The organism is Shewanella sp. GJ50-10 (assembly GCF_055808815.1).
The window spans coordinates 2714249-2728918 of record NZ_JBVVSS010000001.1 but is presented as its reverse complement, the minus strand read 5'-3'; the positions used below and the strand labels follow the sequence as shown (position 1 = coordinate 2728918).

General features: G+C 40.0%; 9 protein-coding genes, 1 other RNA gene and 1 pseudogene. 2 read left to right on the top strand and 9 right to left on the bottom strand.

Translation table 11 applies throughout. The annotated features are described in order from the left end of the window. From AC0L4E_RS11440 to AC0L4E_RS11430, 3 genes are all read right to left on the bottom strand, one after another. Positions 1–921, bottom strand: a complete 921-nt coding sequence (locus tag AC0L4E_RS11440) for a DmsE family decaheme c-type cytochrome (protein ID WP_473681624.1) — start codon at positions 919–921, stop codon at positions 1–3. 151 nt (positions 922–1072) lie between these two features. After that, the gene (locus tag AC0L4E_RS11435) at positions 1073–3055 is read right to left on the bottom strand and encodes an OmcA/MtrC family decaheme c-type cytochrome (protein ID WP_473679278.1); all 1983 of its coding nucleotides are present in this window, start codon (positions 3053–3055) and stop codon (positions 1073–1075) included. A 279-nt stretch (positions 3056–3334) separates the two neighbouring features. Further along, complete coding sequence (locus tag AC0L4E_RS11430; protein ID WP_473679277.1) at positions 3335–5467, bottom strand: OmcA/MtrC family decaheme c-type cytochrome; 2133 nt, start codon at positions 5465–5467, stop codon at positions 3335–3337. Positions 5468–6184: 717 nt separating this feature from the next. Here AC0L4E_RS11430 and ffs point away from each other — a divergent pair. Beyond that, positions 6185–6281, top strand: an RNA gene (ffs, locus tag AC0L4E_RS11425) — signal recognition particle sRNA small type. Positions 6282–6374: 93 nt separating this feature from the next. On the opposite strand, the gene AC0L4E_RS11420 is transcribed toward ffs, so the two are convergent. From AC0L4E_RS11420 to dinG, 6 genes and pseudogenes are all read right to left on the bottom strand, one after another. Then, complete coding sequence (locus AC0L4E_RS11420; RefSeq protein ID WP_473679276.1) at positions 6375–6701, bottom strand: late competence development ComFB family protein; 327 nt, start codon at positions 6699–6701, stop codon at positions 6375–6377. 36 nt (positions 6702–6737) lie between these two features. Then, positions 6738–7643, bottom strand: a complete 906-nt coding sequence (locus AC0L4E_RS11415; protein ID WP_473679275.1) for a histone deacetylase family protein — start codon at positions 7641–7643, stop codon at positions 6738–6740. 37 nt (positions 7644–7680) lie between these two features. Further along, positions 7681–8391 carry a DUF2057 domain-containing protein gene (locus tag AC0L4E_RS11410; protein ID WP_473679274.1) on the bottom strand — a complete coding sequence of 237 codons (711 nt, stop codon included), beginning with the start codon at positions 8389–8391 and terminating at the stop codon, positions 7681–7683. A gap of 9 nt (positions 8392–8400) precedes the next feature. Further along, positions 8401–9066, bottom strand: coding sequence for a primosomal replication protein (locus AC0L4E_RS11405; RefSeq protein ID WP_473679273.1), 666 nt, complete (start codon positions 9064–9066; stop codon positions 8401–8403). Beyond that, positions 9063–9836, bottom strand: coding sequence for a sulfite exporter TauE/SafE family protein (locus AC0L4E_RS11400; RefSeq protein WP_473679272.1), 774 nt, complete (start codon positions 9834–9836; stop codon positions 9063–9065). The genes AC0L4E_RS11405 and AC0L4E_RS11400 overlap by 4 nt, the downstream gene beginning before the upstream one ends. Positions 9837–9844: 8 nt before the next feature. Further along, positions 9845–11919 (bottom strand): annotated as a pseudogene (gene dinG / locus AC0L4E_RS11395) (ATP-dependent DNA helicase DinG). Positions 11920–12110: 191 nt separating this feature from the next. Between dinG and AC0L4E_RS11390 the strand changes: the two are divergent. Next, positions 12111–14585 carry a DNA polymerase II gene (locus AC0L4E_RS11390; protein WP_473679271.1) on the top strand — a complete coding sequence of 825 codons (2475 nt, stop codon included), beginning with the start codon at positions 12111–12113 and terminating at the stop codon, positions 14583–14585. The last annotated feature ends 85 nt before the right edge of the window (positions 14586–14670 follow it).

The following is a 14670-nucleotide window of genomic DNA, read 5'->3' as shown; positions in this document are numbered from 1 at the left end:
TTAACGCTGAAGTAATTTGCCAGAAGGGTGGTTAGAACCATGTACTTGGCTATGACAATTTAAACAACTGCGGCCACCAGTAAAGGCATTATCACCAACATTAGAACCCATACCTGTGTTCCCTAAGTAAGCATTGCTTGCATGGCCATCACTGGCATGACATTGCTGACAAAGTTGTGGAGCACGAGTTTTTAGCATTCCTTCATTCACTGAACCATGTGGGTTATGACACGTTACACAGTTTTCAGTTACAGGCGCGTGTTCCCAAAGCTTAGGACCACGTTTTTCAGCGTGACATGAATAACAAGTCTCGTTCACACTTGGTTTAACCAGGTCTGAATCAGCCATGCTTCCATGAGGATTATGACAATCACTACAAGTCATTTGATTCCATTTCATAGGATGACTTGAACGTTTATTCATATCTGTTTTTTGTTGTGTATGACAGCTAGTACACACTTCCATTTCAGTCTTTTTAGACAGAATAGGGTCGTTAGCGGTATGAACACTGTGACAAGAAGCACAAGCAACATCAGCATTGTCGTGATGGCTCATATTCCAAGACATACGGTCATCATCTAAGTGACAGCCCATACAAACACTGTTTTGTTTTTCTGGAGATAGAGTAGAGTCTGGACCAAATGCGATAACTGGCTCGTTACCACCTCGGTTATGTTTACCCATAGGACCATGACATGCTTCACATTGAAGACCTGCCATTGGGCTTTTTGACGATTCGATAGCGCCGTGAACACCTTTAAAGATATCCATGACTTTTTCAGAACGTTTGTGACACATTAAACAAGAATCAGCACCTTTAGGAGAATAGCTGCCTTCTTCAAATTTCTTATCTAGAACGGCTTCAACTTCGTCAGGTGTCATTTTTGCATCCCACTTCGACGCGTAAGCCGAGTGAGACATCCCAAGAGATAACAGTACAACTGTCACAAATGTCGGGATGATAGAATTTAGTTTCATTTTGATTTTCATAGTTAGGCTTCCCAATCTAGCTCATGATGTAAATGTGAATTTTGTAAAGTAAGGGAGAAGCAAGCTTCTCCCTTATTTGAAATTACATGTTCACCTGAGTGTGATCGAAAATGGTAGGCTTATGACAAGCCATACAGAACTCAACTTGCGCTGAAGCATTTGCATCTTCATAAGAACCGTTTACAACAGCTCCCTGACCTTCAGCATGGGCCTTGATTTCATCGAATCCATGACACGATGCACAAGTCGCTGTGATAGGCGTAGTGTATGCACCAGCTGAAGTTGCTAAAGCACCTTTCAGTTTGAATGCATCAAGATTGAAATCATTATGACACTGTGCACAGTCTCCAACGATACCTTGCTCACCATGGACACTATGAAGTTTCATTTCAAGCGCACCTTGGTTTCCGCCTGATGCATATGTGCCATCTGGAGTATGACAAGTCACACAACCATCAACACCAACAACAACTTCACCATCAGCATTTTCACGACCTAGTTGCTCAGTCATTACGAAACCAGCATGGTAGCCTTTATGAATCTCGAAAGTTTCACCGTGACAGTTTTCACAAGTGTTGAATGCTACAGAGTCAGTATGACGCATGCTAGGCGCTTCGCCTGAAAGCGTGCCAAATACTAAATCAGCTTTCATACTGGTTGTTGCGATATCTTCGCCACATTCAACTGCGCTAGTGCCATCGTTACACATTTCTAAACCGATGAAGCTGAATGCTGTATCAGTATCTTGCATACCCGCAGGTGAGTACTCACCGAATGGTAAAGAAGGAATAGTGTATTCAATGTTTCCAGCAACAACTGTTACATCAGTACCCAGTTCGCCATCTCTAACTAAATCGTAAGCTACTTTAGCTAGACCCGTTCCTGGGCTTGCGTTGTAACCCATGATAGGGAAGTTAGGACCAACGTTAGTGATAGTTTCAATACGCTGAATCTTGCTTACTAAAGTTGAAGCGTCGATAGCTGTTCCAGCTGCATCAGTAATAGATACTGATAGGGTTGCTGAAGTATCAGTATTAACTGTTAGTGTTGAAGTCATGCCATACATGTCAATGAAGGCTTTCTTCTCAACGAAAGGACCTGTGTGAATTTCTTCAGTCCAGCTTGCGTTATGACAAGCAATACAGTTTGAATTGTCAGATTGTTGTGAGTGACCTTCACCAGCAACAAAATCAATTCCAGTGTGACAACTTGTACAAGTTTCCATAGTCGGAATACGAGTCCAGTTACCCCATTCAGTTAATTCTTCAGACTCAACGTGACAAGTTTGACAGTTGTCTTGAACGATAGCGTGTGCTGTTTCAGCGGTGTAATCGTTCTTACCCCATACTTTGTTTGAGTTATGCACGTTATGCACTAAGTGAGCGAATGCCACTTCAGGCTTACCGCGTCCGTCAGCCCACTCTTGGGTATGACAAGTAATACACGTTTCAACAGTCGTTGCTTTGTGATAAATTTTCTCACCTTCAGCGTGACAACTTGCACATACTTCATGAGATACGATGTTCTTGGTGTATTGAGCTTGGTAGCCTTCACCATCAAAGTCAGCAACAATTTCACTAACAGGAACAGCAGTAACACCGTCTAATAAAGTTGAAGCTTCGGCTACAACGTTAAAACGTTGAGTTAATTCAGTGTTGAATGTCTCAGTGTCGAAGCTTTCGAAAGTAAAATCATAGCTACCATTTTTGTTATCAACAAAAGTAGAGCTAGAGCCAAGCTTCTGCCAGTTTGCGCTATTACCAGCACCACTAGCCCCTGCAGGGATAAGTTGGGCAGCATTTTCAATTGAAAAATCTTTAAGACCGACAACGACTTCATCATCTTCGTTTGTCGCATAAACTTTTACGGTAGGGATGTTGTCAGCGTAAGTTACAGACAGCACTTCAAGCTTTAGCTGTTCAATTGTTTCTGCTGGAGTACCGCCAGGAAGACCTGGGTTACCATCTTTACCATCATCACCGTCACTGCCACAGCCTGTTAAGGCTAAGCTGACTGCACTTGCTACAAGCATCAGTGCAATTTTAGAATTTTTCTTGTTCATCATTTGTCCCTGCATAATAAGACATCGCTTAAATTTGACGTGGCTTTTTATTTTGCCTAGATACGTAGTCTATTGAGTCAATTTAGCTTTTTTGGGTTTTTAAATTCATCAATTACAAGATTAATCCACAACTAGAGAAAAATCTTTATGTCTAGACTGATACTGTGAAGCAGATCGGTCTATTTCTAAAGAGGTATACTTTTTATCAAGTAAACCTCGTTTTATTGGCTTAAAGCAAAAAAGAGCCGCACGATGGCGACTCTTTATTTTACTCATTAACCTTTATTGTCCACCCCAATCGGAGTGAGCTTCAAGAATCTGACTATCATTGTGACAAGTTGAACAGGTTTCAATGCCTTTCAACGAATCAAAATCAGCTTCTGGTACACCTAATGAGTCAATTGTACCGACAACACCACCATTTGTTTCAATATGTTGGATAGTCGATTCACTTAATCCATAAGGAGGAACGTGACAGCTAACACAGGCCGCAGTTTGCGGTGATACTACTAGCAAACCATCGTCATCTTTACCGAACGCTACAGGAGTAGAATCCGCTGTGATGCCTTGGATAGAGAAGCCATCATCACCGTGACAGGCTTGACACTCGGTTTTCTTAAAGAATAAAGAACCACTTGAATCGTAAACATAGTGTTTAGAGTGAACTTTAGTCGCTAAGTTAGACGCTTCACCACCAGAAGTCGCACGTGTTCCGTTATGACATGAAGCACAACCATCGATGTCATTTGTATAACGGTGGGTGATTTGTGTTGTGTGACATTGCTGACAATCTGCCATGTCTGCATGTTGCATACGCGGTGATTCAGTAACAATCGTACCGTCTAAGTTGAAGTAGAAAGTATCAGAAGTGACATAAGGAGCGTCTTGATCACCAGCATCAAGGTCTGCTTCATCACAGTATTCAATAACACCTTTACCAGAACAAACATGGATTTGACTGCTTAACGCAATTGTCGAGCCTGCATCAATTAAGGTCGAAATTTCGAAGTCATCAGCACTGACTGTTGCTGTGATTGAACCATCAGCTTGTTCAGTGAAAGTATCGTAACCAACTTTCTGATAGTTAACTAAGAAATCGTCAGTTAATACACCATTAATAACGATTGCACTATTATAACCGCCGTACTGATATGGGCGAGGGTCAATTTGATTAATCGCTACGAATTCATCACCATTTTTAACGGTAAAGTTAACGAGGATTTCAGAAGCGTCATCAGCTACTGTCATAGTGTTAAATTCAACTTTAAGCGTAGTCGCTAAGAAGTTGCTGTTTAACCCATAATGAGCTTCTTCAGCGCCACGTCCACTGCCGTCATTTGTATGGCAATCTAAACAGTTATTACCCTGTCTGTGTGAAGAAGGAACACCAGCGGCTTCAGCTGCAGGACTTGGACTATGACAGCTCCAACATGCAGTTGTATCAACATCGGCTTTCCAGCTGTCAGTTAAGTTGAAGTCTTCATTCGGGTTATGACAAGTTAAACAGTTCGAAGTCATTTGCGGGTAAACACCAGCGTCAGAGAAGTTCGCAGTATTATGGATGCTGTGAACCATACCTTTGATCGAACCATCGTATTCGTACGCCTCACCAATCGGATTACCGTCAGCATCAGTATCTTGCTTGCTGTAACTGTTATAATCCGTGTGACAGAAAGAACAGGCTTCTTCTGTATTATGCTTACTGCCATGCATTGATAATTCACCAGCTTGTCCAGCTCGGTGACATGTTTGACAGTCTGAGTTTGCGAGGATTTGTAGCGGTTTTTCAACTTCTACATCAGTTGCTGGTACCCAGTAGAAAAAGCTGTTGTTAACAAGTGTTTGCGCACTGTTATTAGTGGTTTTGATAGACATGTAAACGCCGTTAGTCGCATCTGCCATGTAATCATACTTTTCCAAGGTATCAATCGCTTTATCAATTGTGATTGAGTAGCTACCATCTTGATTATCTACAAAGCAATCTTCACACTCACTTTTGGTGCCATCATAATAGCTAGAACCAGTAAAGTATCCGTCACCTTTATCTTTGTTGAAGTAACTTAACCAAATTTGCCTATCGACACTTGGGTTAACAAGTTCATCTTCACCTGGCTCGTTAGCTGAACCAACTCGGCCAAAAGAAATAGCAGCTAGATCCGCTTGAGTTAAACCAATAACCGCCACGCCATTAGCATCAGCTAACTTGAAGTCGACAGTTAAGAATTGGTTTTCATCTACGCTAGCAGTTGTGATTGTGCTTGTTAATGCTGATACCGAACCAATTGGTTTTCCAACAGTGCCATCTTCACCATCTTCACCATCAGTTCCGTCACTGCCACAACCGGTAAGTGCTACTGCCAATAGGCCTGCACTAAATACCGCTTTAGCAGTAGTATTGAAATTGAATTTTTTCATCATTGTTCCCTGCAAGAGATTTCTGTTTCAACTTGATTCTTCATCATAAAATCAAGTGTATGGATAATATCCAAGCTTATTTATAAGCTCTTTCATTTTATTGAGTTAGCTCTAAAATCACTGTGATTTAGATCTTACTATTCCGAAAGAGGTATTACTAAATTCTACATTTTGAAAGTTAAAATGTTGAAATTGTAAAAGTTAAAAGTCGCTTTCGTCACTAATGTTGCACATCTGTGGCGGGCGCGATCAAAAATAAAAGCATTTAGAATATTCAATTTGAGTAAGCTTAATTAATGAAATCATTAACTAACGTACCATCCAATACATTACTTACTGCTAAAATTGCCATTACTAATAATAAGTGTTTTATGTGATGTTTGTGTTGTTTTATTTGTTTTTTAAGTGAGATTTATGCTTACAATGCAAATTTTTGGCTGGAATTGTGATCTATGTCTCAAAGTGTTGTTGGGAATGTTTTTCGGTGAGGGTTTTATTGAACTTGAAAATTCAGATTTAGATAAAAATGAACAATAGTAGAATTGTTATGCAGCATGAAGAAATTCATTGCTCAAATAAAAGAAGAATTGTGCAATGATTGTTCAAACAAACATAAAGATGGTAAAAGAGAGCGGAATTAACTTGATCATGCTCATAGCTTGGGGGATAATCCTGCCGTTCACATCAAACCTGTTTAATGTGAAATCTATGGTGACCTTAGGGTCCCCCCGCAATGATAACTTGTGAACTCGGCCAGGCCTGGAAGGGAGCAACCGCAGCAAGTGACTCGTGTGCCGGGGTGTGGCTCTAGGGTAACCTCCAAATTCTCCTAGTTTTACCTCTTAATATTTCATTTTTTATCTATTAAATAGATTTTTAATTAGTAATTATCTTAATTAATCAGTAATTAACTATTTTCAATGTTAGGTAAAGCGTCAAGCTTAGCTTTGGCCTCAGCTTCCTCTTCTGCAATACGTCTCTTTAAGTTAGCTTTCAAAAACTCACGAGACTTTTCTAGTGCAATCTGAATTTCATTTTTCATCTGCTGTAATTCATTATAATCTTCGAAGAAATAGGTATCGACTAAGTGCCTGATATAACGAACGGGCAATTGGTTTAGGGTGACGCAACACAAATCTGCTAGATACTCTTCAGGCAACTCTTCCAATAAGCCTTCATCTCTTAATATTTCCATGAGTAGCACTTCATAATAATTACGAATATCAACTTGCATATATAACTCCAGCAGAATGTCTTTTATGTTAGTTTGCTACCAGATTGAGTTGGCTGCAATAAAAAGTTGACTGTGACGCTGGGTTAATTCATCTGCATCGCGGCTATAGCCGCCGCCAATTACAGCAGCAATCGGGATACTAGCAAGTTTAGCTTGATTAAATATAAATCTATCACGAGCCAAAATACCTGCTGTAGATATATTGAGGTAGCCTAAGTCATCATCGGTGTGAATATCTACGCCAGCATCGTAAAGAATAAGATCGGGTTGGTGAATACTAATGAGATAGGGGACGACTTGCTTTAGAGTTTGAAGAAAGTGTTTATCATCAGTTCCTTTGTCAAACTCTATATCATGATCTGAGTGGGGCTTTCTTGATGGGAAATTCTTTAAACAATGAAAAGAACAACTCACTATATCTTCAAAGTTAGTTGCTAATGTTGCAGTGCCATCGCCTTGATGCACGTCGCAATCAATAATAAGGACTTTGGTCGCCTTGGCTGAAAGGAGCATTGTGTTGGCTGCAATCATTAAGTCATTGAAGATACAAAACCCACTTCCATAATCATAATGTGCATGATGATAACCACCACTCAAATGCAACGATATGCCATGTTGTATTGCTAATTCAGCACATAAACCCGTACCACCAACTGAGTGCAAGGTTCTATTAAGTAAAGCTTCACTCCAAGGAAAACCAATGCGTCTCATCACTTTATGGTCGAGGTTGTTTTGCATAAAATCATCGACATATTTTGATTGATGAATTTGCTTGATTGAGTCTGATTCGATTTTATTTGGCGAGTAAAAATGTGCTGGTTGGGCAATTTTTGGGTCAAGTAAATATTGTTGCAGTAACTGGTACTTAGTTGTAGGAAATCGATGGTGAGAGGGTAACGCCAGCTTGGAATAGCTGGCGTGATATACAAGTGGAATACTCAATGGTAATTAAGCTGCTTAAGCGATATCGGTTTTGCGTTTAAAGCTGTTTAATTGCCCAACTCATGAATTCTTTTCTGGTTTCTTCATCAGCCTGTAACCACCAGTATTGCAGCATCTGTTCTGGGTGTGTGGCAGTCTTATCACCAGCTTGTGCAACAGCAGGTACTGGTGCAACTTGGGCTGAAGACGGAGCTGTGGCCGCCACAGTGGCACTTGTCGGTACCGCTACTACTGGTATTGCTTTGGTATTACTATCGGTAGCTGATGCAGATAAAGCGTCAATGTCTTCACCTTTATTACCATTAAATAAGTTACTGATAAAGCTACTTTCTTTATAGTCTGTCTGCGTCATTTTATAATTGACTGAGCCATTATCTTTACGAGAAATAATGAGCTGTGGGTCTTTAGCAAATGATTTAGGTTTTTTTACAAACTCGCCATCTGCAGGTTTCAGTTGGTACTCGTGATCACCGTCTACTGTAATAGTGATGATGAAAGGCGAAGACTTCACGAAACTTTGGCCGTCACTAAAATCGTCGTCAATCAAGTCGTGATATCGAATCGCTATTTTACGCTCACCATTTTCAAGTGATAAATTGGTCTTGTGAGAGAACATGTTGGTATCAACTTCTTTACCATCAAGCGCAAGGTATTCGAAAGACATTGGAATAGTGAGATTAGCCGCTATAGCAGTCGTAGAGGTGAAAAAAGCCAGTAATGCAGCACTTAGCGGAAGAGTAAATTTCATTGTTGCTCCTTAACGATGGTTATTTCGATGCGGTCGTTCAAACATTTGAATTCGTTCTTCAATATAGCTGATTGCTTGACGACATTTCCCTAATCTTCGATGTAGGGATAGTATTTCATTTTGTATCGTGATTTTGTCAGTACTGTGACAGTTTGCAAGCTTAGTTTCCATTTCAGCAATTTTTTGTTCAAAAGTTGTAGCCCAATTCAAATGTTTATTTAATTCTTGATAAATTTGATGGCTATTTTTCATCACATTGCTGGCAATCCAACCAAACCCACTGTCTGAATGTTGTTGCTGTTGTTTTTTAGCGTATCGAGCACGGCTATTAGCGCGTTTTTGCTCGGCTGTTTTTACGTTAATATTGGTGGTAACTAACGCTCGGCGCAGGGCTGTAAAACGGTCTTGTATACGCTGACAACTTAACTCGATAATTTTGACATCGAGTTTTAAAGAAAGTTGCTTTTCTAATTGCTGAATATCTTTTTTCAATTGGACTATACAAGGGCTTAATTGCGCGCCTTGTTGAATAAACAATTGTGAATTAAACCGTTCAATGTCTTGCAGCATTTTTTTTTGTTGGGCGGGCAATTGTTGGTCATGAAATAGTGCATCTTGCTCAAGTGAACTTAGCTGCTGTTTCAATTGGTAAATTAGTTGATTGGTATTTCTCATAACCATGCCGTCCACGCTAGATGCGCTGCAATTGATAATACTGTAATGATAAAGAGAGGTTTAACAAACGGGATCCCAAATCTAATCGCTGATTTAGCACCGATAAACGAACCGGCCATCATACATACGCCCATCCACAGTCCTAAAATCCAGTCTACTTCGCCTAACAAGGCAAAAATAACCAACGCGGTGACATTACTTACCGATGTCATTACTCGTGCTAAAGCGCAACTATTGAGTAAAGGTAGTTTATGTAATCTGATACTTGATACAGTCCAAAAAGCGCCAATCCCAGGTCCTGCAAAACCATCATATCCGCCTAGTAATACGCCTTGGGCAGCTTGTTTTCGTTTGCAGGGTGAGGTCATAGGTGCAGCTTTGAGGTTTTCCCCCATGGCTTTAGGACTAAATAAGGTATAGATAGCAATACTGATAATGACTAACGGTAAGATTTTTTCAAGCCAGGCTGCATCAATTAAATAAACAAAAATACTGCCTAATATGGCACCCAAAAAGGTGGTAATAAAAGCGGTCTTCCAAAACCTAAGATTGATTAATTGTTGTTTATAATAAGTATAGCCCGCAGTAATTGAACCAAAACAAGCCGCTAGCTTATTAGTTCCTAATGCTAAATGTGGCGGGATCCCCATAGTTAACAGTGCTGGAATAGACAATAATCCACCACCACCGACTACGGCATCAATAAAGCCAGCCACAAGACCTATTATGGCCAAGATTACCCAATGGCTTGGATCTAACAAAAATTCCAAATAAATACCTATTCAATAACTTTACGAAATGGCGGTAGGGCATCGAGGAGTGATTTGCCATATCGCTTGGTTATAAGACGTCTATCCAAAATGGTGACACGACCATAGTCATCTTCTTTACGGAGTAATCTACCACAACTCTGGATTAATTTGCGTGAAGCATCAGGAATAGTTAACTGCAGAAACGGATTGCCACCTTTACTCTTAATGTATTCTGCATGAGCTTGCTCAACAGGCGAGGTCGGTACAGCAAAAGGCAACTTAGTGACAATTAAGTTTGTTAAATAATCGCCGGGTAAATCTAACCCTTCTGAAAAACTGCCTGTTCCGAAAATAATACTGGGTTTGCCGTCATCACAGCGCTGTTTATGTTGCTGCAGGATTTGTTGTCGTGGCATTGTACCTTGGACAAAAAGCTGATCTTTTGGAATTTTACTCATCACTTGGTCAGTCACTTTTTCCATTTGCCAATAAGAAGCAAACAAAACGAGTGTCGCCATTTCATCTTCTACAAGAGCAACAATCTGTTCTGCTAATTCATCGGTAAAAGCATCTTCAGTAGGTTCGTTATTCATCTGTGGGATAAATAAGGTAGCATTATTCTCGTAATCAAATGGTGATAGCAATGCTAGGAAGCGGCTGCCGTCAGTTAGAGATAACCCTACTTGATGAGCAAAATGGTTGAAATTATTTAATGCCCTAAGAGTTGCACTGCAAAGCACAACGCCGGCCGCTTTTTGCCACAACATGTGCTCCAGCATAAAGCCAACTTCAATAGGGGATGCACAGAATAAATAATCTTGCTGCTTACCGGTAATTAATTCAGCCCAGCGAGCCATTGGCGCACCTTTCTTTGAATCTTCTTTAGCTAACATTTTCCAAAGTTTACTTAAGTTTTCGAGTCGCTGTAGGATAAAGCCTGCTTCCGAAAGCACCGCTTCAGATTGATGTTTTGGAAGTTCACCGTCTTTAATCGCTTCGCTAAGGACAGACTGAATCTTATTAAATTGTTTCACGGCTAAATTTGATGTCGTGGCTAAGTTTTCTGCTTGAATTAGCAAAGACTCAGGTAACTTACCATTTTCAAAACGCAATCGGGTTTCAGGGTTAGCAAACAGCTTTGGCTGTGTATCGCAAAAATGTGCAACTTGATTGAGCTGAGTAACTAAATCGCCAATATGATCAAGCATCGCCTGTACTGGCGCAATGATATGAGTCGTCTTAAGTTGATTTTGTAGTTTTGAACAGGTTTTTGAGGCTTTCTCTAACCAGTCACTTGCACCTCTCAGTGTGGCTTGAGCACTGGAGAAGTCTCTGGCAACTGTTGGTAAATGATGCGCTTCGTCAATAACATAAAACATGTCTTCTGGTTCGGGGAGAATAACACCGCCACCAAGTTCTAGATCTGCAAATAATAAACTGTGGTTTACGATTAACACGTCCCAAGTTTCTACATCTTCTCGAGCTTTATGAAACGGACAGTTGTGATGACTCGACATTTGTCTATGACAGCTGTGTTTGTCGCAACAAATTTGTTGCCATAAAAAATCTGGCAATGGTTGCTTTAATGTATCAATCTCCCCATTCCATTTCCCTTCTTGGAAATCTTGATGAAGCGCTTTGAGTAAATCTATTTGGCTTTGATCTGGTTTTGTTTGCCACATAGCCATTTGTGAGGTGTCTTCAGGGCCTATCATCGCAGCAAGTTTTGCTAGACAAACATAACGTTGTCTACCTTTTACTAAGCCGAATTTAAAGTCGACACCTGATTGTTGTAAAAAGAAGGGCAAATCTTTATGAAGCAATTGCTCTTGAAGTGCTACAGTCGCCGTAGCAATACAGACCTTTTTTTACTGGCGAGTGCCAGTGGAATAGTGCCTAAAATATAAGAAAGTGACTTACCAATGCCTGTACCGGCCTCACAGACCATAATACGCCTGTGTTTATCGTAATCACCTGCTAACGTCTTCGAGATTTCTGCAACCATGTAGTTTTGTTCTCTGCGAGAACGAAAATTTGGCATAGCAGTCGCAATATCTTTATAGATAGTGCGGATCTGAGTTTTGATATGATCCGTTAACATGTATGACCCATTAGTATTCTTTACTTACTAATTCTTTATTGGCTGGTATATGCTGTACATAATAACAGTGATTTTAAATGTTCGGAATAAATAATCGAAGGTTTAGATAAGTCTCATACTTTAAAGGTGATTAATTTGGCATATCTCGAAGTCTCATTTTGGCAGGTAAAAGTCATTAGGTTGATGAATAAATGATTATTGCTAATCGATCACCAGTAAGTTTGCACTCTAACCATACTGTAACGTCTGTCGAAGGTAGAGTGTTAACTAGGCATGCTAAGTACCAGCATGGTCGTTTGTTGCTGCAATACTTTTTAAAAACTGCTTCTGGTCCTGCGTTAATAGAGATTGAGCAAGCTGAAGTTATTTGCTTTTGCAAACAATCAGATAGTGTATTTATACTGCAGCATTTTACTTCAGGCATCCGCATAGAGCCGGTAAAACTTAAAAATTTTAGTCATCAACAAGTGTCATGTATTTACCTTAAATCAACCACGGTACAAAAGCAGTTATTGAGGATTGCTAATGATGCAGGCATTGATATCTATGAAGCAGATATAAGAGTGGAGCAACGTTTTTTAATTGAACGTTTTATCGCGTTAGATGCTGAATTTATTGTATCTGCTCCGCATTTGCAGCGTTCGCTACCTTCATATACTGCGACAAAAGCAAGAAAGGCTGATTTAGATATTCCGTTATCTATGGTTTCGCTAGATTTTGAATGTAGCCCAACAGGCGAGCTTTATTCTGTGGGTTTATATGGCTCCAAGTCTGCACTTGATAACCAGTGTGACATATATAGAAAAGTGATAATGGTGGGCAAGCCAACCTTTGATATAAATAAGCTAGCTGATAACGAAGGCGGCGACACAAAGACTGAAGCTTATGCAGTCTCAAACGAATACATCCAATGGGTCGATAACGAAGTTGAATTAATCCATGAGTTAATTAAGTGGTTTAATGATTATGATCCTGATGTGATTATTGGTTGGGCTGTGGTGACGTTTGATTTAGCTTTGTTATATAAGCGCTGTAAATTGCATAATATCCCTTTATTGATTGGAAGAGCTAGCACCGAGCTTTCATGGAAAGTAGAAGATAAATTCAGGCCTGAAACCTTATTACTTCCGGGCAGAGTTGTACTCGATGGGATTGATTGGATTAAAGCGGCGTTTTACCAGTTTGAGCGGTATTCTCTAGAGCATGTGTCTCAGCATCTACTTGATGAAGGTAAAGCAATCGACCATGTTGAGAATCGTGGCCAAGAGATTTGTCACTTATTTGCTAACGATAAACCTGCACTAGCTTTTTATAATCTAACTGATTGTCGATTGGTATGGGATATTTTTGAAAAAACACAACTACTCGCTTTTGCACTAGAAAGAGCAAATCTAACAGGCTTAGAGTTTGGTCGAGTGGGCGCATCTGTTGCTGCTTTCAATAATTTATACTTACCTCACCTTCATCGAAGTGGTTATGTTGCACCAGCAAGAGCTGCAAGCAATGGGTTAGAGTCGCCAGGTGGCTATGTGATGGATTCGATACCTGGTTTTTATAAAGATGTGTTAGTTCTCGATTTTAAAAGTTTGTATCCCTCAATTATTCGGACTTTTTTAATCGACCCCAAGGGGCTTATTGAAGCCGAACATCAGGCGACAGAACAGACTGTACCTGGCTTTTTAGAAGCTCAATTTAGTCGTGATAATCCTATATTACCGCAATTAATTGCAAAGTTAGCTGAGCAAAGAGAGCTGGCTAAAGTCCATAAAGATAAACCACTGTCTCAAGCCATTAAAATCATCATGAATTCGTTATACGGCGTCTTAGGGTCCAAAGGATGTGTATTTCATGACGCAAAGCTTGCAAGCTCAATCACTATGCGTGGTCATCAAATAATGAAGCAAACCAAAAGCTGGATTGAGGCTGAAGGTTATAAGGTTATCTATGGCGACACAGATTCTACCTTCGTCTGGCTTGGTGTGGATCATCATATAGAAGATATAAACTGTGTTGGTAGAAGGCTCGCTAAACTCGTTACCGAGAAATGGCGACAAACGTGCAACGATAATTATCAAATTGAAAGTTATTTGGAATTAGAATTTGAGAGTCATTTTAATCAATTTGTCATGCCTACACTTAGAGGTTCTGATGCGGGGAGTAAAAAACGCTATGTAGGTGCGTCAAAAGATAGCGAAGGCCAACTTGAACTGACATTTAAAGGAATGGAGCAGGTGAGAAGTGATTGGAGCCCTGTTGCTAGAAGGATGCAATACCACTTATACCTTTTACTTTTTACACAAGGTGATGTGAAGTCATATTTGCAGCAACAACTGCAAAAGCTCGAAGAAGGCGAGTTAGATGATGAGCTGATTTTTAGAAAGAGACTTAAAAGACATGTTGAAGAGTACACAGCTAAATCATCGCCACACGTTAAAGCTGCAATCAGATTATGCCAGTTAACTGGAAATGAAAGAGCAGGCAGACGAGGCAGTATGGTTGAGTATCGAATGACGCTTAATGGAGCGCAGCCTATAGAAGCTAAAAATGAAGCGATAGATTATCAATATTATGTCGAAAAACAGATAAAACCCATTGCTGAACCTGTTTTAGCATTGCTAGGAGAGGGCTTTGATAGTCTTAGTAGTAATCAAATGATGTTAATTTAGTGTTGCTTGATATTGCATTTATGGTTATTCGTTACTATTTTTTAATGGTTTCGTAGTTGATTGTACTGTTTGATGTGTTGTTTTG

Coding starts and splice junctions, on each gene's coding strand:
- AC0L4E_RS11440 (WP_473681624.1), bottom strand. CDS start 921: ATGTCTCACTCGGCTTACGCGTCGAAGTGGGATGCAAAAATGACACCT.
- AC0L4E_RS11435 (WP_473679278.1), bottom strand. CDS start 3,055: ATGATGAACAAGAAAAATTCTAAAATTGCACTGATGCTTGTAGCAAGT.
- AC0L4E_RS11430 (WP_473679277.1), bottom strand. CDS start 5,467: ATGAAAAAATTCAATTTCAATACTACTGCTAAAGCGGTATTTAGTGCA.
- AC0L4E_RS11420 (WP_473679276.1), bottom strand. CDS start 6,701: ATGCAAGTTGATATTCGTAATTATTATGAAGTGCTACTCATGGAAATA.
- AC0L4E_RS11410 (WP_473679274.1), bottom strand. CDS start 8,391: ATGAAATTTACTCTTCCGCTAAGTGCTGCATTACTGGCTTTTTTCACC.
- AC0L4E_RS11405 (WP_473679273.1), bottom strand. CDS start 9,066: ATGAGAAATACCAATCAACTAATTTACCAATTGAAACAGCAGCTAAGT.
- AC0L4E_RS11390 (WP_473679271.1), top strand. CDS start 12,111: ATGATTATTGCTAATCGATCACCAGTAAGTTTGCACTCTAACCATACT.